Below are 22,591 nucleotides of genomic sequence, written 5' to 3' on the forward strand. Positions count from 1 at the left end.
GCTGGAGACCCCGCCGTGCCGGGCGCCGACCGGCCGAGCGCGTCCGGTGAAGCCGCGCCGGGCGGGATGGCGAACCCGGGTGACCTTGCCGCGTCGGGCTCCGGTCCCGCCGCCGAGCGCCGCGCGGCGGGCGACGCAGCTGTCGCGGCGGCTCGCGTCCCCGGCGCCGCCGAAGCCGCCCACGGCGGAGCGGCCGCGCAGGTCGGGCCGTCGGCGGAGGCGGGCACCCCGGTCGGCGTCGGCACCGCCGCCGGGGCCGGGACGCACAGCTCCCTCGGCGGGACCGCCGAAGAGCGCGTGCCCGGGTATCCGCGGCCGGAGCGGGCGGTGCGGGCGTTGGCGCATGTCACGCGGTACGCGCAGTGGCGGGCGCGGAGCGCGGAGCCGCGGACCGTTCCCGAGTTCGAGGACGTCGCCGAGCAGCAGGCGCGGGCCCTTGTGGCCGAGGCCCTCGGCCACGGCAAAGCGGCCGCGCTCGACGCGGCCACCGCAGCCCGGCTGCTGGCCTGCTACGGGGTGCCGGTCGACGCCGACGCCGGGCAGGCGCAGGTGCCGGCTCCCGACGGCGTCTTCGTGGACACCACCGTCTCCGCCTCCGTCGACCCGGCCGTCGGCGCGATCCTCTCCTTCGGGCTCGCGGGCGTCGCCTCCGAGCTGCTCGGGGACGTCGCGCACCGGCTGATTCCGGCCACGGAGTCCGAGGCGGCGTCGCTGGTCCGGGAGATCAAGGCAGCCCCGCTCCTCTTCGGCTGGCGCGGCTCGGAGCCGGTCGACACCGCCGCCCTGGAGCAGCTGCTGCTGCGCGTCTCGCAGCTCGTGGACGACCTGCCGGAGGTGGCCTCGCTCACGCTGGAGCCGGTGCGCGTAGGGCGCAAGCGCCTCGCGGTGCTGGGTGCGGACGTCCGTTTGGCCCGACTGCCCGCACGGACCGACCTCGGACCGCGCGCGCTGGCGTAAGCGGGGCCCGGGTCATGCCAGGATGGTAGGTATGGCGAAGACCGGTACGACGACCACCACCCAGGGGCTGCGCTCCGCGATCGAGCGCAGCGGCTACTACCCGACCCTCGTGTCCGAGGCCGTCGAGCAGGCCGTGGGCAGCGAGAGCGTCGAGGCCTTCCTGGTGCACCAGGAGACCACCTTCGACGCCAACGAGGTCCGCCGCCACGTGACCGTGCTGGTGCTGACCGACACCCGCTTCATCGTCAGCCACACCGACGAGCAGGGCGCCGACGACACATCGCCGGTGCCGTACGCGACGACCTCCACCGAGAGCGTCAAGATCGGCCGGATCTCGTCGGTCGTCGTCAGCCGTGTCGTCGCCAACCCGGAGACGTACGTGCGCGGCTCGCTGCCGCGCGAGGTGGTGCTCACGATCGGCTGGGGCGCGGTCTCCCGGATCGACCTGGAACCGGCCGCCTGCGGCGACCCGAACTGCGACGCCGACCACGGCTACACCGGCTCGACCACCGCCGACGACCTCTCGCTGCGCGTCAGCGAGGCGGGCGACGGCCCGGAGACGGTCGCCCAGGCGCTCGCCTTCGCCCGGGCCCTGTCCGAGGCCACGGCGAGCACCGCGGACCAGTAGGAGCCCGGTCGTGCCGGCAGGTGTCCCCACCCCCGCCTCCGGGCGGGACCGGGGCCGGGAACGCCCCCGTTCGGGGCTCGGCCCGGACGTCGTCGCTGTCCCCGGCCCGATACCGCAGGATCCACTGAGCCCCTCGCCCTTCGCCGCCTGTCCGCGTCCCGCAGAAACGACTTGATGACTCTCCCTCACACCGCCGCGCCGGTCCCCGCCTACGGCTCGGCCGCCCTCGCGGACGTCCTGCCCGCGGTCGCGGCCGGCCTCGGCCTGACCGAGACCGACGGCGTGCCCGCGACCGGTCTGCGGCTGCCCGCCGCGGACCGCGTCTGCGTCTTCCTGATCGACGGCCTGGGCTGGGAGCTGCTGCGCAGCCACCCGGACGAGGCGCCGTTCCTCACCTCGCTGCTGCCGAGCTCGCTCGCGGGCAGCGGGCGTCCGCTCACGGCCGGGTTCCCGGCGACCACCGCGACCAGCCTGGCGTCCTTCGGCACCGGCCGTCCGCCCGGCGAGCACGGCCTGGCCGGATACCTGGTCCGCATCCCCGGCGAGCGGCGGCTGATGAACCAGCTGCGCTGGCAGCCGCACGTCACCCCGCGCAGCTGGCAGCCGTACCCGACCGTCTTCCGGCGCACCCACGCGCACGGCGTGGCGACCTGCCAGGTCTCCTCGCCGACTTTCGAGTTCACCCCGCTCACCGAGGTGGCGCTCTCCGGTGGCGAGTTCCTCGGCCGGCTCACCGGCGAGGAGCGGATGGACCTGGCCGCCGAGCGCCTGGCTGCCGCCGACCGTTCCCTCGTCTACACGTACTACAGCGAGCTCGACGGCATGGGTCACCGTCACGGCGCGGCCTCCGACGCCTGGCGCGGCCAGCTCATGGCCGTTGACCGGCTCGCCCAGCGCCTCGCCGAGCAGCTGCCGCCGCGCTCCGCGCTGTACATCACCGCCGACCACGGCATGGTCGACGTGCCGACGGATCCGGCCGCAGGGGCGCGCATCGACATGGACGCGCCCGAGCAGGAGGACCTGCGCGCGGGCATGCTGCTGCTCGGCGGCGAGGGCCGGGCCCGCCACCTCTACGCCCAGCCCGGCGCGGAGTCCGATCTGCTCGCCGCCTGGCGCGAGCGCCTCGGGGACCGCTTCTGGATCGCCTCCCGCGACGAGGCGATCGAGGCGGGCTGGTTCGGCCCCGTCGTCGAGGACCGCGTGCGCGGACGCATCGGCGACGTCGTCGCGGTCGCCGCGTCCGACGCGGCGATCACCGCTACCCGCCGCGAGCCGGGGGAGTCGTCCATGGTCGGCATGCACGGCTCGCTGCTCGACTCCGAACTGCTGGTGCCGCTGCTGGAGGTGCGCCGTGGCTGAGCTGGTCTTCTTCTCCGGGACCATGGACTGCGGCAAGTCCACGCTGGCGCTGCAGATGGACCACAACCACCGTGCCCGGGGCCGTCGCGGGATCATCTTCACCCGCAACGACCGCGCGGGCGCGGCGACGCTCTCCAGCCGGCTCGGCCTCAGCACCGAGGCCGTCGAGGTCCGCGACGGCCTCGACTTCCACCACTACGTGGTGAAGCTCCTCTCCGCCGGCGAGCGGATCGACTACCTGATCTGCGACGAGGCCCAGTTCTTCGAGACGCCCCAGGTCGACCAGCTGGCACGGGTCGTGGACGACCTGGCGATCGACGTCTACACCTTCGGCATCACCACGGACTTCCGCACCCGGCTCTTCCCCGGCTCGGCCCGGCTGATCGAACTCGCGGACCGGGTCGAGGTGCTGCAGGTCGAAGCCCTGTGCTGGTGCGGCGCGCGGGCGACGCACAACGCGCGCACGGTGGGCGGCGTCATGGTGGTCGAGGGTGCCCAGGTGGTCGTCGGCGACGTGGTCGTCAACGAGGACCAGATCGGCTACGAGGTGCTGTGCCGCAGGCACCACCGCAAGCGCATGACCTCCGCCACGGCGCGCGCCGGCGCCCTCTCCCCGGACGTCCTCCCCTTTGACGGCGTCGCCCCCGTCCCGGGGCAGCAGCACCCCTGAGGGGGAGGCGCCTCCACGGCAGTGCCCGGCGGGGAAGGTGCCCGCCGCCCCGGCCCCGGCCGGGAGGCGCCCCGGCACGGTGCCGGAGCGCGCCCATGTGGTCCGAGCCGCAGGTCGGCGCGGCCTGGTGTTCCCGGGGCGTCCCGCCTGACCGGTGGTCAGATCAGTTCGAGCTCTTCCTTGGTGGCCCGCGCCGCGGATGCGGCGAACGGGAGGCCGTCCAGGGTCCAGTGCCGGTCGGGCTGGAGGCCGAGGGAGGCGAAGACCTGCGGGACGACGTCCACGTGGCGCAGCGGGGCGGTGATCGCGCCCGGCGTGAACTCCGGGCCGCTGCAGGCGATCCAGGCCGTGCGCTCGAGCACGCTGTCGCCGCCGTGACCGCCCTCGTCGACGTGGCCGTGGTCGGTGACGACGATGACGGTCCAGTCCTCCTCGGCGTAGGTCGGCCGGGCCCGGACCGCGTCGAGGAGACGTCCGAGACGCTCGTCCGCGCGCAGGATCGCGTCGCGGTAGTCCGCGTCGCAGCCGCGCAGGTGTGCGGTCTCGTCGACGGCGCCCATGTAGACGAAGGACGCCTCGGGGTCCTCCTCGCGCAGGACGGCGACGGCATCGCGGACCATGCGCTCGTCGACGGCCTCCCAGTCCTCGCACGTCTCCGCCGCCGGGGCGACGAAGCTGAGGCGGCCGGGCCCGTTGAACAGCGGGCCGCCGCTGCGCGCCAGCACCAGCGGCTCCCACGCCGCCGCCACGTACGTGCGGCGGCCGAAGCCGTGGGTGAGGCGGGTGAGGAAGTCGGGGAACACGGCCAGCCGGTGGCCGGTGAAGTCGTTGTTCCACACCGCGTGCTTGGTGACGTGGACGCCGGTGGCGATCGTGGCCCAGCACGGGCCGGACATGGTCGGGGTGCCCGCGTCGATCACGACGGGCGCGAGGAAGCCGGCGTCGGTGACCTCGTCCAGGCGGGGCATGTCCAGTTCGGCGAGCATGTCGAGGCGGACGCCGTCGATGCCGACGACGAGGACACGGCGGGCGCGCTCGTGCCGGTCGGACTGGTGCGGAAGTGGCATGCGGTGCCCCTGAGCTGGGTCGTGCGAACGGTTCCCGTCACCCTAACGGGGGACGCTGCGCCGCATGAGCGCGTACCACACCTCTGCGCCGATGAACTTGTCGGGACAAGTCGGTGAACGCCCAGGGTGGCCGTGCCCGTTCACGCCTCCGAGAGCCGCACCAGCGCGAACGGACCTCCCTGCGGGTCGCGCAGGAACGCCACCTCGCCGTAGCGCGCCGGCGGCAGCGACCGCTCCAGGCTGCCGCCGAGGGCGACCGCCGTCTTGACCGCCACGTCGAGGTCGGCGACCGCGAAGTAGACGCGCCAGCGCGGACGCGGGTCCTCGGGATCGGCCGCGCGGATGCCCGCGACCCGGTGGCCGCCGTAACGGAGCAGTATGGCGTCGTCCTCGCGGCCGATCTCGGCGCGGCCGTCCTCGACGGCCGCCAGGCCGAAGACCTTGGCGTAGAAGTCGGCGGAGTCGAGGACCGAGGGCGTGCGCAGCTCGCTCCAGACCACCGCGCCGGGCTCGCGCCGCACCTGCCAACCCCGGTGCCCGCGGGGCTCCCACACGCCGAAGACCGCGCCCGCCGGGTCCGCCGCGACCACGAGCCGTCCGGCGTCGGCGGAGTCCAGCGGGCCGAGCGCGACGGTGCCGCCGCAGTCGCGGATCCGGTTGGCCACCTCGTCCGCGCTGTCCACCGAGAAGTAGGTGATCCAGTCCACGGGGAAGCCGGCCGTCTCTTCGAACTGCCCGATACCGGCGACGAGGAGCCCGTCCAGGGTCGCCCGCAGGTAGGGGCCGAGGCGGTCGGGACCGCCCAGGTACTCCCAGCCGAGCAGGCCCGAGTAGTACGCGCAGGCCGCGTGGAGGTCATGTGCCATCAGGCTCACCCAGCAGGGGGTCCCCTGTGGCTGCCGCAAGCTCTCACTCACGCCCCCGATGCTCCCACCCCGGGCCCGCGAGCGCTGCCCTTGGCACGACAATGTCCCTATGAATGAGCCCGTCACCACTCTGATCGACCCCGCCGGCCTCGCCGAGCTGCTCGCCGGGGAGCGGCCGCCGACGCTGCTCGACGTCCGCTGGAGCCTCGGCGGCCCGCCGGGGGAGGACGAGTTCGCCAAGGGGCATCTGCCGGGCGCGCACTACGTCGACCTGGACCGTGAGCTCGCCGCCGCGCCGGGTGTGGCGGGTCGTCACCCGCTGCCCTCGCCCGAGGTGCTGCAGGCCGCGCTACGGCGCGCGGGCGTCCGTGCGGACCGTGACGTCGTCGTGTACGACGCGGCCACCTCCATGTCCGCGGCCCGCGCCTGGTGGCTGCTGCGCTGGGCCGGGCACGCGCGCGTGCGCGTGCTGGACGGCGGCCTGCAGGCGTGGAGTGAGGCGGGCCTGCCGCTGTCGACGGTGGAACCGTCGCAGGAGCCGGGCGACTTCACCGTCGTGCCGGGCGGCCTCCCGACGGTCGACGCGGACGGTGCGGCGGCGTGGCCCGCGGTGTCCGGCCCCGCGCAGGTCCTGCTCGACGCACGCGCGGGCGAGCGCTACCGCGGCGAGGCGGAGCCCGTGGACCCCCGTGCCGGCCACATCCCCGGCGCGCTGTCCGCGCCGACGTCGGACAACGTGGACGCCTCCGGCCGCTTCCTGCCTCCGGCGGACCTCGCCACCCGATTCCGCGCGCTGGGCGCGACGGCGGACGCCGACATCGCGGTCTACTGCGGCTCGGGCGTGACGGCGGCTCACACGATCCTCGCCCTCGAACTCGCGGGCCTCCCGGCCACGCTCTACCCGGGCAGCTGGAGCGAGTGGTCCACCGACCCCTCCCGCCCCGCAGCCACGGGCCCGAACCCACGCTGACACACCCTCAGCGACGCGGGCCACCAAGCACCACGGATCATTGACCCACCGACGCACGCTGCCCCCGCCCGGGGACGACGGCCGCCCCCAGCAGTGGCACGAGCGGTCAGGCGTGATCCCGCAGACAGTCGCAGCACACCAGGGGCGCGGGGATAAGCCCGAGATGCGCCTCCGCCGCCTGGGCGCGACACGCCACCCGCCTGCGGGTGGTCCTCCTCGGGCAGGGCCATCCGTGGCGCGGGCCACCAAGCACCACGGATCACTGACCCACCGGCGCGCGCTGCCCCCGCCCGGGGACGACGGCCGCCCCCGGCAGTGGCACGAGCGGTCAGGCGTGATCCCGCGGACAGTTTGCAGCACACCAGGGGCGCGGGGATTAGCCCGAGATGCGCCTCCGCCGCCTGGGCGCGACAAGCCACCCGCCTGCCTGTGGTCCTCCTCGCGCAGGGCCATCCGCACAGCGTGGTTGCTCGCGCAGTTCCTCGCGCCCCTGAGGCGTTGCGTGGCCGCTCGCCTGCAGCTCCTCGCCCCTGAGGTCCTGCATGGTCGCCTGCGTGCCGCGCGGTGGGCCGAGGCTCGCACGGTTGCGTGGTGGGCCCGCCAGCGGCCCCGGCGGAACCGCCGGGGCGTCAGTCCTGCTTCTTGCGGCGGGTGCCGAAGACGATCTCGTCCCAGCTGGGCACAGCTGCCCTGCGGCCGGGGCGGACGCCGTCCGCCTCGGCCTGGCGGTCGGTGGAGCCGATAAGGCGGTCGCGGTGGGGCGTGGCCATGCGGGGCATGAGGACGTCGGCGTAGGCCGCGCCCGCGCCGGCGGCGGCCGCCGCCGGGGGGACCTCCGACTCCTCGGCGAGCGAGGACTCGTCCGGCAGCGCGGACGGCAGCGCCGTCGGCACGACGTCGAGGTCGAGGAAGTCGACCGAGTCCAGCTGGTCCGCGACGGTCGACGGGGAAACGGGCGCCGCCGCGGCCGACGCCGCAGGCGCGGTCGGCTCGGGGGAGCGCTCGACGACGCGCTCCACGCGCTCCACGCGCTCGACCCGCTCCACGCGGTCGAGCGACGGGCGCGGCGGCGAGAGCCGCTCCAGCGGCGGCCGCTCCGGGGCGAGGGGACGCATGCCCATGCCGCGGTCGGCTCCGGGGAGGCGCGCGATGCGGGGGATGAACGGGTGCGTCGGCTCCGCCGCCAGCGCGGGCGACTCGCCGATCAGGGCGCGGGCTTCGTCGTCGCAGGGCTGGACCAGACGGCGCGGCGGGTCGTACGTCCACCGGGCCTCCCGGGCCGCGGAGTCCGCGCGGAAGCTGAGGATGATCTCCCAGGTGCCGTCGTCGCGACGGTAGGAGTCCCAGACCGTGCTGTCCTTCTCCGCACCGCGCAGCAGCAGGCGCTCGGTGACGGCGTCACCGAGCTGCGGGCCGGTGGACTCGCCGGCGCGGCGCACCGGGGTCTTCCGGGCGCGCTCGGCCATGAACGCGCGCTCGGCGAGGACGGGACCTTCGAAGCGGCGGACCCGCTCGACGGAGATGCCGGCCTGCTGCGCGACCTCCTCGGCCGTCGCACCGGCGCGGATGCGCGCCTGGATGTCGCGGGGGCGGAGGTGGCTCTCGACGTCGATCTGACCGAGGCGCGGCCGGTCGCCGCGGACGGCGGCGCGCAGGCGCTCGTCAATCGGAAGGAAGTATTCCGTCGAATCGGCAGCCTTGAGCACCAGCCGTGAGCCGTCATTGCTGACGGCTACGACGCGCAGTTCGGGCACGGTTACCTCCCGGGTGGTGCCTGCCGACGTCACCTGCGTCGCTGCTCCCGTAACGAGTGTGGCGTGCCGACGTCCGGCGGACCACAACATTGCAGAGTTACCCGGCGGGTCAGCCTCGGTCCGCGACTCACCGTTATGGCACAGTTACTTCTTTTGACTGCCTGTCACTGTTCCATTGTTCCGACTCCCGGATCCGCGCCTTTCGCGGCGAGCACCCCGGGACGAGCCTCGCCGACCGCGCGCAGTCGGGCTTCACGCCACACTACTCCAAACGTGGCCCCCGGATGGTGCGGCTCGCGGCTCAAGTCTGCCCCGAATCGCTGGATTCTCAAGGGTCGCCACTCCGATGGCGGTCGTCCGCGCGGCTTACGGTGATCATCTTCACACATTTCGGCCATCCGGAACCGTGGGGTCCTTCGAACGGTCGTACCTGGTGCACCATGGACAAAGGCAGCATCGAGGGGCATTGATGGAGGATCTGGAAAATCAGGGCGGAAAGCCCGAGCGCAGGACCCTCGATCTGAGTCTCGCCCAGGTGACCGCGAGTGCGCTCGCCGCGGTGGTCGGCGCGGTCCTCGCGTCGCAGTTGGGCGTCTACGGAACGATCCTGGGCGCGGCCGTGGTCAGCGTCGGCGCGACCACCGGGACGGCCGTGTTCCAGCACGTGTTCCGGCGCACCGGCGAGCAGTTGCGGGAGATGGCGACGACGCCGACGCCGATCGAACAGGCACGCCCGGTGGCGGGGCCCGCCGAGGCGGAGGAGACGCAGGTCTTCGACCCGTTCGACCCCGGCGGCGAGCACACGCGGATGATGGCGCGAATCAGTCCCCCGGACCGGGCCGAGGCCGTCGCCGTGTACCGCGGGCGCGCCAATCTCAAACCCAAGAGCTGGAAGGTCTACGCCGTCACGGCCGCGATCGTCTTCGCACTCGCGATGGGCACCGTCGGCGTGATCGAACTGGCGTCGGGCAAGCCCGCGGCGAACCTCTTCGGCGGCGGTGACGAGGGCGGCGCCAAGCCGAAGGGCAGCACCTCCGCACCTGTCGACCCGTCACCCGGCGCGTCCACCGGTCGCAACGGCGGCAGCGCCGGCACCGCAGAGAAGAGCGACAGCCGCACCTCGCCGAGCCCGGACGCCTCCACCCGCCCGGATCCGAGCACCAGCCCGGAGCAGGACCCGGCGACCCCGACGCCCACCCCGCACGACTCGACCGCCACGGGCGGCAGCGGCTCCGACGCGTCCCCGGCCGCCTCCGACGCCGCCGCGGCACCCCGGACCGCGCCCTCGCCCTGAGCCCCTGGGCCCGGGACCCGCGCCCGCGCAGCGGTCAGTCGCCCAGGACGCGCCGCAGATAGTCGTTGGCGAAGCGCCGTTCCGGGTCGACGCGGTCCCGCAGCGCGGTGAAGTCGCCGAAGTGCGGGTAGACGCCCGCGAGGTACTCCGCGTCGCGGGTGTGCAGCTTGCCCCAGTGCGGACGGCCCTGGTGGGCCGTCATGATCCGCTCCACCTCCGCGAAGTAGCCCGGCTGCTCCGTCCCCCGATACAGGTGCACGGCGATGTACGCCGTGTCGCGGCCGCTCGCGGTCGAGAGCCAGAGGTCGTCGGCGGGGGCGACGCGCACCTCGACCGGGAAGGAGATCTTCCAGTCCGAGCGCTCGACCGTGCGCTTGAGCTCGCGCAGCAGCGCCGTGGCCGCCTCACGGGGGACGGCGTACTCCATCTCGACGAAGCGCACCCGGCGCGGGCTGGTGAAGACCTTGTAGGACGTGTCCGTGTAGGTCCGCTCGGACCAGGCCCGGCTGGAGATCTTCGCTATCGCGGGGATGGTCCTCGGGAAGGCCCGGCCGACCCGGCAGGCGCCCTCCCAGACGGTGTTGGAGACGAAGTCGTCGTCGAGCCAGCGCCGGAACTCCGGCAGCGGCGCGGCCGGGCCCGTGCTGCGGTTGTTGCGCTTGGTGGTGCAGCCCTCGGTGTGCGGGAACCAGTAGAACTCGAAGTGCTCGTTGTCGCTCGCCAGCTCGTCGAAGCGGTCGAGCACCTCGTCGAAGCGCATCGGCGCCTCGTGCGCCGTCAGCAGGAAGGCCGGTTCGACGCCGAAGGTGATCGCGCTGACGACGCCCAGCGCGCCGAGCCCCAGCCGCGCGCCCTGGAACAGCTGCGGGTCCTGGCTGGGGGAGCACCGGGTGACCGTGCCGTCGGCGAGGACGATCTCCAGGGCCTTGATCTGTGCGGCGATGGAGCCGGAGGCGCGGCCGGTGCCGTGGGTGCCGGTGCTGGTGGCCCCGGCGACGGTCTGCACCATGATGTCGCCCATGTTGGTCAGGGCCAGGCCGGCGTGGTGCAGCAGCAGGTTCAGCCGCTCCAGCGGCAGCCCGGACTCGACGGTGACGGTCCCGCCCTCGACGTCGACCTCGCGGACGGCGGTCAGCCCGTCCGGGCGGACCAGGACGCCGTCGGTCACCGCGATCGGGGTGAACGAGTGACCGCTGCCGACGGCCTTGACCGGAAGCCCGTCGGCCGCCGCCGCGGCGACCGCCTCGGCCAGCTCGGTGACGGAGCCGGGTGTCACCACCCGGCTCGGGCGGGCGCTCTGGTTACCGGCCCAGTTGCTCCACAGGCTCGGCTGGGTCGTTGGACTCGACACGTGCACCCTCCCGCTGCTCCGGCGCCGACCGGAGCCGGCGGGACCCGAGGAACGCCGTGGCGACCGAGAGCCCCGCCGCGGCCACGGTCACCCAGTAGCCGCTGGAGGCGCCCGCGGCGTCCACCGTCCAGCCCGCGGCCGAGGAGCCGAAGGCCACCCCCACGGCCAGCCCGGTGGTGGTCCAGGTCATGCCCTCGGTCAGCTTGGCCGTCGGCACGATCCGTTCCACCAGCGCCATGGTGGTGACCATGGTGGGGGAGATGGACAACCCGGCGACGAACAGCGCCACCGCCAGGGCCACGAGGTTCTTCACGAATAGGAGCGGCAGCATACTCACCCCGAGGGTGACGATCCCCACCAGGAACCGGCGCGAGAGCGGTCCCTTCAGCCTGAGCGCGCCGAAGACGATGCCGGCCACGCAGGAGCCGAGCGCGTAGATCGCCAGCACGACGGAGGAGAGCGCCTTGTGGTGCAGGTGGTCCGCGAAGGCCACGGTGACCACCTCGACGCTGCCGAACACGGCCCCGACGCCGACGAAGGTGAGCACCAGCACCAGCAGTCCGCGCGTACGCAGGGCGGAGCTGCCCGCGGTGGCGTGGGCGTGCGGGTGGACGGGCGGCTCGGTGCGGTCCTGGGCGCAGAACATCAGCGTGCCGAGGGCCAGCAGGACCAGCGCCGAGAGCGGCCCGGCCTCCGGGAACCAGGAGGTGGAGAGCCCCACGGCCAGGATCGGCCCGACGATGAAGACGATCTCGTCGACGACCGACTCGAAGGAGTAGGCGGTGTGCAGCAGCGGAGAGCCCTGGTAGAGGTTCGCCCAGCGGGCGCGCACCAGTGAGCCCATGGCGGGCATGCAGCCGACCACGGCGGCGCAGACGAAGAGCGTCCAGTCCGGCGCGCCGAAGGCGGCGCAGAGCAGCAGCGCCCCCATCGCGATCACGGTCACGCCGGTGGCGCGCAGCGCGATCTTGCTCTGCCCGTACCGGTCGACCAGCCGGGCCACCTGCGGTCCGAGCAGCGCGGCGGCGAGGGCGATGGTCGCCGAGACCGCGCCGCCGAGGGCGTAGTCGCCGCGCAGCGAGGAGAGCATGGTCACCATGCCGATGCCCATCATCGACATGGGCATCCGCGCGATGAACCCGGCGGCGGAGAACGCGAGGCTGCCGGGGGCCTCGGCAAAGATCCGCCGGTAGGCGGAGAGCGCGGACAGCGCGGAGGGCACAGGAGCTCCGTAAGGGATATGGGTGGTTTACACAGCTTACGCGGCTCCTGGCGACCCGCCCAGCGCATATCTCAGGGGTTGGGCACGTCATCCGGCGCTCATCGGGCCCGTCCTCAGGCGGGTTCACGGACGGGCCCACGGACGGGCCCGATGGGCGGCTCAGCGGACGGGGCGTCCGATGGCCGACCGGCTCCACGGGGAGGGCGGTGCGCGTGTAAAGATCGGGGCATGTCCGACGCGCATGCTCCGTACGACGCCCTGCTTCTGCTCTCCTTCGGCGGCCCGGAGGGCCCCGAGGACGTCGTGCCCTTCCTGGAGAACGTCACCCGGGGACGCGGTATCCCCAAGGAGCGTCTGGCCGAGGTCGGGCAGCACTACTTCCTCTTCGGCGGCGTCAGCCCCATCAACGCGCAGAACCGCGAGCTGCTCGCGGCGCTGCGCGCCGACTTCGCCGACCACGGCCTGGACCTGCCGGTCTACTGGGGCAACCGGAACTGGGCCCCCTACCTGGTGGACACCCTGCGCGAGATGGCCGCCGACGGCCACCGCCGCGTCCTGGTCCTGGCCACCAGCGCCTACGCCAACTACTCCGGCTGCCGCCAGTACCGCGAGAACCTCGCCGCCGCACTCACCGCGCTCCGCGAGGAGGGCGCACCCGGCGCGGCCGAGCTGCGGGTGGACAAGCTGCGGCTCTTCTACAACCACCCCGGCTTCGTCGGGCCGATGATCGAGTCCACGCTCACCGCACTCGACTCCCTCCCGGAGGCCGTGCGCAGGGGCGCGCGCCTGGCCTTCACCACCCACTCCATCCCCGACGTGCTGGCCGACTCCTCGGGCGCTCCCGGAGACCCCGCGCGAGGCACGTCCGGCGGCGCCTACGTGGCCCAGCACCGCGAGGTCGCCCGCCTTATCGCCGAGGCCGTCGGCGAGGCGACGGGCGTGGCCGACCGCCCGTGGGAGCTGGTCTACCAGAGCCGCAGCGGCGCGCCGCACATCCCGTGGCTGGAGCCCGACATCTGCGACCACCTGGAGACCCAGCACGCGGACGGCGCGGCAGCGGTCGTCATGATCCCGATCGGCTTCGTCTCCGATCACATGGAGGTCAAGTACGACCTCGACACCCAGGCCCGCGAGAAGGCCGAGGAGCTCGGCCTGCCCGTGGCCCGCGCCGCCACCGTCGGCGCGGACCCGCGCTTCGCCGCGGCGATCCGCGAGCTCGTTCTGGAGCGCGCCGCGCGGACCCGCGGCGAGCGGGTCGCCCCCTGCGCGCTGGGCGCGCTCGGCGCTTCCCACGACGTCTGCCCGGTCGGCTGCTGCCCGGCCGCCCGCGGCGCGGCGCCCGCCGCGGCGGGCGAGGCCTGGACCGACTGACGGCCCGTCCGCTCCACCTCCCGTGTTTCTCGAAGGGGAACGCACCATGACGGATCATCAGAAGCTGTACGCGGAACTCCTCGACGTCGCCGTGGAAGCCGCGTCCCGCGCGGGCGCGCTGCTGCGCGACGGGCGCCCGGCCGATCTCGGCGTCGCGGCGACGAAGAGCAGCGCGGTCGACGTGGTGACCGAGATGGACCTGGCCGCGGAGAAGCTGATCACCGAGATGCTCGCCGAACGCCGTCCGGAGGACGGGCTGTTGGGAGAGGAGGGCGCGTCCCGGGAGGGGACCAGCGGGGTGCGCTGGGTCATCGACCCGCTCGACGGGACGGTCAACTACCTCTACGGACTGCCCGCGTGGGCGGTCAGCATCGCCGCCGAGCTCGACGGCGAGGTCGTCGTCGGCGTCGTCGAGGTCCCGCCGCGCGGCGAACGCGTGCAGGCGGTGCGGGGTCAGGGCGCCCGCCTGAACGGGCGCGCCCTCACGGTTCGCAGCGCGCCCCCGATGGACCGGGCCCTGATCGGCACCGGCTTCGGCTACCTCCAGCAGCGCCGCGCCCGCCAGGCGGAGGTCCTCGCCTCGCTGCTGCCCCGCGTCCGCGACATCCGCCGCGGCGGCTCCGCGGCGGTGGACCTCTGCGACGTCGCGGCAGGGCGGCTCGACGGGTACTACGAGCGCGGCCTCAACCCCTGGGACTACAGCGCCGGCGCGCTCATCGCCGCCGAGTCCGGCGCCCTGGTCTCCGGCCGCCCCGGTCTCCCCCCGAGCCCGGAACTCACCGTCGCCGCACCCCCCGGCCTCTTCGAGCCCCTCCAGACCGCCCTGGAGGCCCTGGGAGCCTGGCACGACTGAGGCCCTCCGGGGCGTCCGGTCCCGGGCGCTTCACGGCAGGGCGGGGGGCCGTCGACGGCGGAGTGCGCCCGCGGTGGCGCAGCTCCCTGCCCGGTACACGGGCTCGCCCCGCACACGAAGGCGCCCCGGACAGGGTCCGGGGCGGGGCCGGGGGTGCGGGGCGAGGGGTTGGGCGGGCGAGGGCGGGGTGGGCCGGGAAGGGTCAGGCCGCGGTGCGCGGAGCGGTCGGCATCAGTTCGATGCCGTGCTCCGCCGCGAGACGACGCAGGTCGTCAAGCTCGGACTGCTCGACCTCGGCCAGGAAGTCGTCTCCCGACTCCAGGGCCCGGTGCAGGTCCTGCTCGGCGTTGCGGATGCGCTGGAGGATGCCGGCGGTGAAGGCGTCCATAGGTTGACCCCCTTGCTGGTGTCGTGGCGGCCCCGGGTTACGGGGGACCCGGCGCGGATGGCCGCACGGCGGGCGGGTGCGAAACACATGACACGCATGTGCCTGCAGCGCACATTGCGCTGGTGCATCGCGGGTGTAATCAGCGTCCTCCCCAAGCGTCCGAGCGGGGAAACCTCGGACGGGGAGCGATTTGCGTCACACCGGGGCCGAGCGCGGCCGGGCCCGGTCACGCCCCGCTTACCAGTGCTTTACGGCGGGTCGAGGCAGGATGGAAGCCTGCCGGACACGGTGGGATGACTCCGTGCGCGCGCCCCCATCCGGCGCGCGCCCGCCCCGAAAGGACCTTTGGTGCGAGTACTCGTGGTCGAGGACGAGCAACTGCTCGCCGATGCCGTCGCCACCGGCCTGCGTCGTGAGGCCATGGCCGTGGACGTGGTGTACGACGGCCAGGCCGCGCTGGACCGGATCGCGCTCAACGAGTACGACGTCGTGGTGCTCGACCGCGACCTGCCGCTGGTCCACGGCGACGACGTGTGCCGCAAGCTGGTCGAGGAGGCGCTGCCGACGCGCGTGCTGATGCTGACGGCCGCCGGTGACATCAGCGACCGCGTCGAGGGGCTGGAGCTGGGCGCCGACGACTACCTGCCGAAGCCGTTCGCCTTCAGCGAACTCGTCGCGCGGGTAAGGGCCCTGGGTCGGCGCGCGACGACCCCGCTGCCGCCGGTGCTGGAGCGGGCCGGGATCACGCTGGACCCGGGTCGCCGCGAGGTGCTGCGCGAGGGCAAGCCGATCTCCCTCGCGCCGAAGGAGTTCGCCGTCCTGGAGGTGCTGATGCGGGCCGGCGGGGCCGTGGTCTCCGCCGAGCAGCTGCTGGAGAAGGCCTGGGACGAGCACACCGACCCGTTCACCAACGTCGTCCGGGTCACCGTCATGACGCTGCGACGCAAGCTCGGCGAGCCCGCGGTGATCATCACGGTGCCGGGCTCTGGATACCGGATCTGAGTCGTGACCACCACAGAGACCAGAGGCCTGCGGGGCGGCGGCAGCGGCAGCCACCCCGACCACGGGAACCACATCGACATCAGGGAGTCGCTGCTCCCCTTCCGGCCCACCCTGCGCATCAGGCTGACCATGTTCTACGGCGGGATGTTCCTGCTCGCCGGGCTGATCATGGTGTTGGCGATGTACCTCTTCGTGAACCAGGCCTTCAGTAGCGCCACCCGGATCCCCTCGATCCACGTGGGTCCGAACGTCACGATCACCACGCAGGACGGCACGCCGCTCACCGGCGACGAGTTCCGCGCGTGGCTCTACGCCTACCAGCACCAGGAGGCGTCCGACGCCCTGCACGTGCTGGTCTGGAAGTCCCTGGCGGCGCTGCTCGCGCTGCTGATCCTTGCGGTCTTCTTCGGCTACGCCATGGCCGGCCGCGTGCTGAGCCCGCTGGGCCGGATCACCCGGACCGCGCGCCAGGTGGCCTCCTCCGACCTGCACCGCCGGATCGAGCTGGACGGGCCGGACGACGAGCTCAAGGAGCTGGCGGACACCTTCGACGACATGCTGGACCGGCTGGACCGATCCTTCGAGTCGCAGCAGAAGTTCGTCGCCAACGCCTCGCACGAGCTGCGCACGCCGCTGGCGATCAACCGCACCCTGCTGGAGGTCCAGCTCTCCGACCCGGCGGCCCCGCCGGAGCTGGTGCAGCTGGGCAAGACGCTGCTGGCCACCAACGAGCGCAGCGAGCAGCTGGTCGAGGGCCTGCTGCTGCTCGCCCGCAGCGACAACGAGCTGAGCGAGCGCAAGCCGGTCGACCTCGGCGAGGTGGCCCGGCAGGCGCTGGAGCAGACCCGCGGCGAGGCCGAGCAACGGGGCGTCCGACTCCGCTCGACGCTGCCGCCGCAGTCGGGCGAGGTCGTGGTGGCCGGCAACGGCGTGCTGCTGGAGCGGGTGGCGCTGAACCTGATCCAGAACGCGGTGAAGTACAACCTGCCCAAGGACGGCTGGGTGGACGTGCAGGTGCACGCCGCCGTCAACGGGGGCGGGGAGCTGGTGGTGGTCAACAGCGGCCCCGTCGTGCCCGGCTACGACGTGGAGAACATATTCGAGCCGTTCCGGCGCGGAAAGGGCCGGGAGCGGACGCACAGCGACAAGGGCGTGGGCCTCGGTCTCTCGATCGTCCGCTCGGTCGTCAGGGCCCACAACGGCTCGATCGAGGCCGTCCCGCGCGCCGAGGGCGGTCTGCTGATCCGCGTCCGGATCCCGGCCGCCAAGGCCCCGACGCTGCCTCCGCTGCCGACCAGGGGCGCCATCGGCTGACCTCTCCCGGTCCCCGCCGCCCCTCGCGTACCCCTCGCTCACCTGCAAGGGGGCGGAACGTGCTGTTCCGCTCGAGCTCCGCGACGGCTCTTTGACGACCGGCAAGTAACTGAATGCCCAGCTTGTGACGTGCGCCCGCGGCCTTGCCAGCGGGCGCATCGTCAACCTACGGTGGCGTAACCTACGGAACCGTAGGTGAGAGTGCTCCACGCCGTACGCGTGCCGTCCCGCAGTGCGTACCGCGAACCGTATTCGAGAGTTGGATTGCCGTGACGATCGCCCCCGACCGCCCCGCCGGCCGCACCGGCTGGACCGACGTGCAGCTCATCCACGCCCTGGACGAGGTCGTCGAGCGCGAGCTCAACCGGCACCTCGGCGTCGCCAAGGAGTGGATGCCGCACGAGTACGTGCCGTGGAGCATGGGCCGCGACTTCGACGGCCTGATGGGCGGCGAGGCCTGGTCGGTCGAGCAGTCCCAGGTCACCGACGTCGCGCGGGTCTCCCTCGTGGTCAACCTGCTGACCGAGGACAACCTGCCGAGCTACCACCACGAGATCGCGTCCATGTTCGGCCGGGACGGCGCCTGGGGCACCTGGGTGCACCAGTGGACGGCCGAGGAGGGCCGCCACTCGATCGTCATGCGCGACTACCTGCTGACCACGCGCGCGGTCGACCCGGTCGCCCTGGAGCGGGCGCGGATGACGCACATGGCCGAGGGGTTCGAGTCGGACAACAACCACTCGATGCTGCACTCGGTGGCCTACGTCTCCTTCCAGGAGCTCGCCACGCGCATCTCGCACCGGAACACCGGCCACAGCTCCGGCGACCCGATGTGCGACCGCATGCTGGCCCGCATCGCCACCGACGAGAACCTGCACATGGTCTTCTACCGGAACCTGCTGAAGGCCGCCCTGGAGATCGCCCCCGACCAGGCCATGCGCGCCATCGCCGACGTCGTGATCAACTTCCGGATGCCCGGCCACAGCATGCCCGGCTTCGAGCGCGCGGCGGTCCAGATCGCCGTCGGCGGGATCTACAACCTGCGGATCCACCACGACGACGTGCTGCAGCCGGTGCTGCGCCACCTGAAGGTCATGGAGATCACCGGTCTGGGCCCGGAAGGCCTCCAGGCCCAGCAGGAGCTCGGTTTGTTCCTCGACGGGCTCGATGCCCAGGCGACCCGCTTCGACGAGCGTCAGGCGGCCATTCTGGCCCGTCGGCAGGCCGCTCAGGAGCGCCGGGCCGGCTAGCCGGGCGGGTTCGTCGTCCTTGGTCGTCTTCGCTGCCCTTCGCCGTCGTTCGCCGTTCATGCGCCGACAAGTCCGGACTTTCCAGAACCGTGACGAACGTCACAAACTGGTATGTCACTGTGGGTGTGCGCACATTTTCAGCCAAAGTGACGCCGAACACCCGATGACGCACAGTGATCGGGCGGGTGGCCGCAGAGCCTTGTGGTTCCGGGGTTTCCACTCGCCATGATCACGGTAAGTGGTCAATGAAGGATAGCCGCCCGGCCCCCGCTGACCTCCCCGAACAGCCCCCGCGATCACCTCTTCGGGGGTCTGATCGGGTGTCGATTGAGTAACGGACCTTGAAGTAAGGCAAAATCTCGCCCTCGGGTCGGGCACAAGTCCGGCCCCCTGCGCGTTACGTGCGCTGGAGACAACCGCAACACGCCCAAAGGGGGAGAGTGATATGGCGACTGACTACGACACCCCACGCAAGACCGACGACGACCTCGAATCGGACAGCATCGAGGAACTCAAGGCACGCCGGAACGAGAAGACGACCAGCTCGGTCGATGTCGACGAGTTCGAGGCTGCCGAGGGTCTGGAGCTGCCCGGAGCGGACCTCAGCAATGAGGAGCTGTCCGTCCGGGTCCTTCCGCGCCAGGCTGACGAGTTCACCTGCTCGAGCTGCTTCCTGGTGCACCACCGGAGCCAGCTGGCCAACGAGAAGAACGGCCAGCCGATCTGCCGGGACTGCGCCGCCTGATCGAGCGGTGTAGGAAGGGGACTCATGGGACCGTTCCGCAAGCCGCAGAGATCCTCAGGCGCCGGGAAGGACCCGGCCGGACCGTCAGCGAACGAACCTGGTGTGACGCTCGACGAGACGACGGCCGACCTCGCCCGGATCGCCGACGAGATGGAGGTCTGGGACGGGTCCGCAGGCGCGGACTCCGTCCCCGCCGAGCAAGGCCGGATGGCCTCGCTCGCGCGGAAGCTGGGGCGCGGCCTCGGCAGGGGAGCCAAGGACGGCGCGACCGGCCTGGCCGACCGGCTGATGACGGCCGCACCCCGGATCAAGGTGCGCGACGTGGCAACACTCCGCGCGCACCATCCCGACGCGCGTAGCGCGGAGGAGCTGGCCGACCGCATCGCGGCCGCCGGCGCCCGCGCCGCAGGCGCGGTCGGCGCGGGCGCGGGTGCGGTGGCGATGATGCCGGTGCCGTTCGCGATGCCCGTCGAGATCGCCGCGGAGCTGCTCGCAGTGGCGGCCGTGGAGTTCAAGATGATCGCGGAGCTGTACGAGGCCTACGGCCAGCCCGCACCGGGCAACACGAAGCAGCGGTCCGTGGCGTACCTCTCGGTCTGGTCCGAGCGCCGCGGCCTGGATGTCGCCTCTCCGGCCACGATCCTGGCCCTCAGCAAGAGCGCGGCGCTGCGGAAGTCCATCCGCCGACGCCTCGCCCGCTCGGGCTTCCGCAAGCTCCCCACGCTGACGCCCTTCATGATCGGCGCCGCGGCGGGCGCCTACGTCAACCGCCGCGACACGGCTCGGCTCGCCGCGGACATCCGCCGCTCCCTCCGCGAACGCCAGCCCGCCGACCCGAACTACTGGCTCACCGCCAGACCGCCCCACGACGAGCCCTAGCCCCCGCACCCAGGCTCCGCCGCGTGGACGCGCGGTGTCGGCCCGAGAACGTGTTCCCGCAGGTGGTTGCAGACCGCTCAGGGGCGCGAGGAACTGCGCGACAAGCCAGCCTGTGTGGTGAGTCGCTCAGCGAGCAGGGCCGTCCCGTACAGGGTGGTTGCTCGCGCAGTTCCCCGCGCCCCTGGAAGGCCGCGTCCCTGGGGTGCGCCTAGCGCGCAGCGTCGAGCGCGGCGGCGAGGCGGTCGGGGGTGCGGGTGGAGAGGTACAGGTAGGGCGTCGGGTCGTCGGGGTCGGTGACCTCGACCCGGAGCGCGGTGTGGATGTACCCCCGCAGCAGCATGAACGCGCGGGCGTCCGCCTTGCGCGTGCGCCAGGCGAAGGCCTCGTCCCGGTCCAGGATCTCCGCCTTGCCGAGCGCGGAGACCGGGATCTTCGCCTCGCCGGCGAGAAGGTGGCCCTGGGTGACCCGGATCCGGGGAGAGCCGTAGCTGCTCAGCAGCACCGCGCCGCCGACCCCGCCCGCGACCAGGCCCAGCAGGGCCGCGATCGGGCTGAAGATCAGCAGGACCAGCATGAAGGAGATGCCCAGGCCCGCCGGCAGCAGCCACAGGACCGCCGGTGCGGAGAGGCGTTCGTCGTACATGGCCACCATTGTGCGCCGCGCGCGCGGCACGCCCGACCGCGGGGCCCTCGCGGGTGCCGCTCCCTGTAGGGTCGCGGGGTGACCGATGCAGCACGGCCCAGCTTGACGCCCCCGCCCGAGGCGGCACCTCCCGTCCGCCACCCCGAGGCCCCGGCACCGGGCGAGCTGATCGGGTCGCACTACGACTTCTGCTTCGCCTGCGGCCCGGCCCAGCCTTCCGGCCTGCACCTCGAGGCGCGGGCCGGCGAGGGCGTGGAGATCTTCGCCGAGTTCACCGTCGCCCCCACCCACCAGGGCGGCCCGGGGCTCGCCCACGGCGGCGTGCTGGTGACGGCGATGGACGACGCTCTCGGCACGCTGAACTGGCTGCTGCACACCGCCTCGGTCACGGCTCGGCTGGAAACCGACTTCCGCCGCCCGGTCCCGGTCGACTCCACCCTCTACCTCCACACCTGGGTGGAGGCCGTGTCCGGTCGCAAGATCTACTGCAGCGGCGAGGCCCGTCTCGACGCCCCGGACGGCCCCGTCGCGCTGACCGCGCGGGCGCTGTTCATCCAGGTCGCCCTGGAGCACTTCGTCAACCACGGCCGTCCTGAGGACATCAAGGCGGCCATGGACAACCCCGACCTGCACAAGCGCGTTCGCGCGTTCGAGGTGAACCCGTGAGTTCCGACCTGCGCCCCGTCGACGTCCTGCTCCGCCGGATCGACGAGGACCTGCCCGTCCCCGCCTACGAGCACCCCGGCGACGCGGGCGCCGACCTGCGCACCACAGTCGACGCCGTGCTGGAGCCCGGCGAGCGGGCCGTCCTGCCGACCGGGATCGCCGTCGCGCTGCCGGACGGGTACGCGGCCTTCGTACACGCGCGCTCCGGCCTGGCCGCACGGTGCGGCGTTGCCCTCGTCAATGCCCCCGGAACGGTCGATGCCGGGTACCGTGGTGAGATCAAGGTGATCGTCGTCAACCTCGACCCGCGCGAGCGGGTGGTCTTCCACCGAGGGGACCGGATCGCCCAGCTGGTGGTCCAGCGGGTGGAGAAGGTCCGCTTCCACGAGGTGGCGGAACTGCCGGGGTCGGCGCGCGCCGCAGGAGGCTTCGGGTCGACGGGGGGCCATGCCGCGGTTAGCATTCCCGCGGCCGGGCAGAAAGACTCTTCGGTACCCGACCGGGAAGGACAGTGACCGTGTTCCGTCGTCGCGCCAAGGGCGAGGACGCTGGCAATCAGCTCGACGAGCTGGCCGACGCCGACAGCAACGAGTTCGAGGACGCCTCCGAGCTGGAGGACGGTGAGACGGGGGAGCGGGTCGGCCTGCCGCCGGCGCCGCGCCCCGAGGGCCCGTTCGACATCTCCGAGGTCGACGACGCCAAGGACGGCCGGGTGGACCTGGGCGGTCTGCTGGTCCCCGGTGTCGACGGCATGGAGCTGCGGGTCGAGGTGGCCGGTGACGCGATCGTCGCGGCGACGCTCGTGCTCGGCAACAGCGCGATCCAGCTGCAGGCCTTCGCCGCTCCGAAGTCCGAGGGCATCTGGGGCGAGGTCCGCCAGGAGATCGCCGACGGCATCGAGCAGCAGGGCGGCGCGATCGACGAGGAGGAGACCGCGCTGGGCTGGGGCCTGCGCGCTCGCGTCCCCGTTCAGCTGCCCGACGGCACGCAGGGGGTCCAGCTGGTCCGCTTCGTCGGCTGCGACGGCCCGCGGTGGTTCCTGCGCGGCGTGATCAGTGGCCAGGCGGCCATGCAGGATGACGCGGCGGCGGTGCTGGAGCAGGTCTTCCGCCAGACGATCGTCTGCCGCGGCGAGGGGCCGATGGCCCCCCGCGACCCGATCGTGCTGCGTCTGCCCGAGGACGCGCAGATGGTCCCGGACGGCATGCCCCAGCAGGGGCGTCCCGCCTCGATGGGCGACCTCAACCCCTTCGAGCGCGGCCCGGAGATCACCGAAGTCCGCTAGACCTTCGCTCCCGCAGGTCGTTGCACTTTGTTAGGGGCGCGGAGAACTGCGCGACAA

Annotated in this window: 23 protein-coding genes; 16 read left to right on the forward strand and 7 right to left on the reverse strand. The window is 72.9% G+C overall.

Annotated features, from left to right (window positions below; genetic code table 11):
- The 4 genes from TR49_RS00170 to TR49_RS00185 all read left to right on the forward strand — a co-directional run.
- On the forward strand, positions 1–957 hold a 957-nt coding region (locus TR49_RS00170; protein ID WP_042376239.1), incomplete at its 5' end, for an acetate--CoA ligase family protein.
- 31 nt (positions 958–988) lie between these two features.
- A complete protein-coding gene (locus TR49_RS00175; RefSeq protein ID WP_042375842.1) occupies positions 989–1,585 on the forward strand; it encodes a DUF5998 family protein in 597 nt (198 codons plus the stop codon).
- A gap of 174 nt (positions 1,586–1,759) precedes the next feature.
- Entirely contained in the window at positions 1,760–2,944 is a 1,185-nt protein-coding gene (locus tag TR49_RS00180; protein ID WP_042375843.1) for an alkaline phosphatase family protein, read from the forward strand.
- Entirely contained in the window at positions 2,937–3,614 is a 678-nt protein-coding gene (locus TR49_RS00185) for a thymidine kinase (protein WP_042375845.1), read from the forward strand. The genes TR49_RS00180 and TR49_RS00185 overlap by 8 nt, the downstream gene beginning before the upstream one ends.
- A 158-nt stretch (positions 3,615–3,772) precedes the next feature.
- Here the strand turns inward: TR49_RS00185 and TR49_RS00190 are convergent, their stop codons facing one another.
- Both TR49_RS00190 and TR49_RS00195 read right to left on the reverse strand, forming a co-directional pair.
- Entirely contained in the window at positions 3,773–4,681 is a 909-nt protein-coding gene (locus TR49_RS00190) for an alkaline phosphatase family protein (protein WP_042375847.1), read from the reverse strand.
- 140 nt (positions 4,682–4,821) lie between these two features.
- Positions 4,822–5,547, reverse strand: a complete 726-nt coding sequence (locus tag TR49_RS00195; protein WP_152626993.1) for a VOC family protein — start codon at positions 5,545–5,547, stop codon at positions 4,822–4,824.
- A 109-nt stretch (positions 5,548–5,656) separates the two neighbouring features.
- Between TR49_RS00195 and TR49_RS00200 the strand changes: the two genes are divergently transcribed.
- On the forward strand, positions 5,657–6,517 hold the full coding sequence (locus TR49_RS00200) for a sulfurtransferase (protein WP_042375849.1): 861 nt from the start codon (positions 5,657–5,659) through the stop codon (positions 6,515–6,517).
- 629 nt (positions 6,518–7,146) lie between these two features.
- Here TR49_RS00200 and sepH read toward each other — a convergent pair.
- Positions 7,147–8,304, reverse strand: a complete 1,158-nt coding sequence (sepH, locus tag TR49_RS00205) for a septation protein SepH (RefSeq protein ID WP_084724417.1) — start codon at positions 8,302–8,304, stop codon at positions 7,147–7,149.
- A 436-nt stretch (positions 8,305–8,740) separates the two neighbouring features.
- On the opposite strand from sepH, the gene TR49_RS00210 reads away from it, so the two are divergent.
- Positions 8,741–9,565, forward strand: a complete 825-nt coding sequence (locus TR49_RS00210) for a hypothetical protein (protein WP_052433811.1) — start codon at positions 8,741–8,743, stop codon at positions 9,563–9,565.
- 34 nt (positions 9,566–9,599) lie between these two features.
- Here the strand turns inward: TR49_RS00210 and TR49_RS00215 are convergent, their stop codons facing one another.
- Positions 9,600–10,922, reverse strand: a complete 1,323-nt coding sequence (locus TR49_RS00215) for a D-arabinono-1,4-lactone oxidase (protein WP_084724418.1) — start codon at positions 10,920–10,922, stop codon at positions 9,600–9,602.
- Positions 10,867–12,138: an MFS transporter gene (locus TR49_RS00220; RefSeq protein ID WP_236653148.1), complete on the reverse strand. Its 1,272-nt coding sequence runs from the start codon at positions 12,136–12,138 to the stop codon at positions 10,867–10,869. The genes TR49_RS00215 and TR49_RS00220 overlap by 56 nt, the downstream gene beginning before the upstream one ends.
- Before the next feature lie 228 nt (positions 12,139–12,366).
- Here TR49_RS00220 and TR49_RS00225 point away from each other — a divergent pair, with 228 nt between their 5' ends.
- Complete coding sequence (locus tag TR49_RS00225; RefSeq protein ID WP_042375852.1) at positions 12,367–13,509, forward strand: ferrochelatase; 1,143 nt, start codon at positions 12,367–12,369, stop codon at positions 13,507–13,509.
- 46 nt (positions 13,510–13,555) lie between these two features.
- On the forward strand, positions 13,556–14,362 hold the full coding sequence (locus TR49_RS00230; protein ID WP_042375853.1) for an inositol monophosphatase family protein: 807 nt from the start codon (positions 13,556–13,558) through the stop codon (positions 14,360–14,362).
- Positions 14,363–14,564: 202 nt separating this feature from the next.
- Here the strand turns inward: TR49_RS00230 and TR49_RS00235 are convergent, their stop codons facing one another.
- Positions 14,565–14,750, reverse strand: coding sequence for a hypothetical protein (locus TR49_RS00235; RefSeq protein WP_042363731.1), 186 nt, complete (start codon positions 14,748–14,750; stop codon positions 14,565–14,567).
- Positions 14,751–15,098: 348 nt separating this feature from the next.
- Here TR49_RS00235 and TR49_RS00240 point away from each other — a divergent pair, with 348 nt between their 5' ends.
- The 5 genes from TR49_RS00240 (at position 15,099) to TR49_RS00260 (ending at position 19,940) form a co-directional block, all read left to right on the forward strand.
- On the forward strand, positions 15,099–15,752 hold the full coding sequence (locus tag TR49_RS00240; protein WP_042363732.1) for a response regulator transcription factor: 654 nt from the start codon (positions 15,099–15,101) through the stop codon (positions 15,750–15,752).
- A gap of 72 nt (positions 15,753–15,824) precedes the next feature.
- A complete protein-coding gene (locus TR49_RS00245) occupies positions 15,825–17,066 on the forward strand; it encodes a sensor histidine kinase (protein ID WP_236653170.1) in 1,242 nt (413 codons plus the stop codon).
- Positions 17,067–17,335: 269 nt separating this feature from the next.
- Positions 17,336–18,316: an acyl-ACP desaturase gene (locus tag TR49_RS00250; RefSeq protein ID WP_042375855.1), complete on the forward strand. Its 981-nt coding sequence runs from the start codon at positions 17,336–17,338 to the stop codon at positions 18,314–18,316.
- Between the two features lie 445 nt (positions 18,317–18,761).
- On the forward strand, positions 18,762–19,061 hold the full coding sequence (locus TR49_RS00255; RefSeq protein WP_042363734.1) for a DUF4193 domain-containing protein: 300 nt from the start codon (positions 18,762–18,764) through the stop codon (positions 19,059–19,061).
- A 102-nt stretch (positions 19,062–19,163) separates the two neighbouring features.
- Positions 19,164–19,940, forward strand: a complete 777-nt coding sequence (locus TR49_RS00260) for a hypothetical protein (RefSeq protein WP_042375859.1) — start codon at positions 19,164–19,166, stop codon at positions 19,938–19,940.
- A 208-nt stretch (positions 19,941–20,148) separates the two neighbouring features.
- On the opposite strand, the gene TR49_RS00265 is transcribed toward TR49_RS00260, so the two are convergent.
- A complete protein-coding gene (locus TR49_RS00265; protein WP_042375861.1) occupies positions 20,149–20,592 on the reverse strand; it encodes a DUF3093 domain-containing protein in 444 nt (147 codons plus the stop codon).
- Between the two features lie 69 nt (positions 20,593–20,661).
- Between TR49_RS00265 and TR49_RS00270 the strand changes: the two genes are divergently transcribed.
- Genes TR49_RS00270 through TR49_RS00280 form a run of 3 tightly spaced genes read left to right on the forward strand, consistent with a single transcriptional unit; the run spans position 20,662 to position 22,534 of the window.
- On the forward strand, positions 20,662–21,249 hold the full coding sequence (locus tag TR49_RS00270) for a PaaI family thioesterase (RefSeq protein ID WP_236653150.1): 588 nt from the start codon (positions 20,662–20,664) through the stop codon (positions 21,247–21,249).
- Positions 21,246–21,764 carry a dUTP diphosphatase gene (gene dut / locus TR49_RS00275; RefSeq protein WP_439654060.1) on the forward strand — a complete coding sequence of 173 codons (519 nt, stop codon included), beginning with the start codon at positions 21,246–21,248 and terminating at the stop codon, positions 21,762–21,764. Before TR49_RS00270 ends, dut begins: the two co-directional genes overlap by 4 nt.
- A 2-nt stretch (positions 21,765–21,766) precedes the next feature.
- Entirely contained in the window at positions 21,767–22,534 is a 768-nt protein-coding gene (locus TR49_RS00280) for a DUF3710 domain-containing protein (RefSeq protein WP_042375865.1), read from the forward strand.
- Positions 22,535–22,591 lie beyond the last annotated feature (57 nt).

The organism is Streptacidiphilus melanogenes, from assembly GCF_000787835.1.
GTDB lineage: Bacteria > Actinomycetota > Actinomycetes > Streptomycetales > Streptomycetaceae > Streptacidiphilus > Streptacidiphilus melanogenes.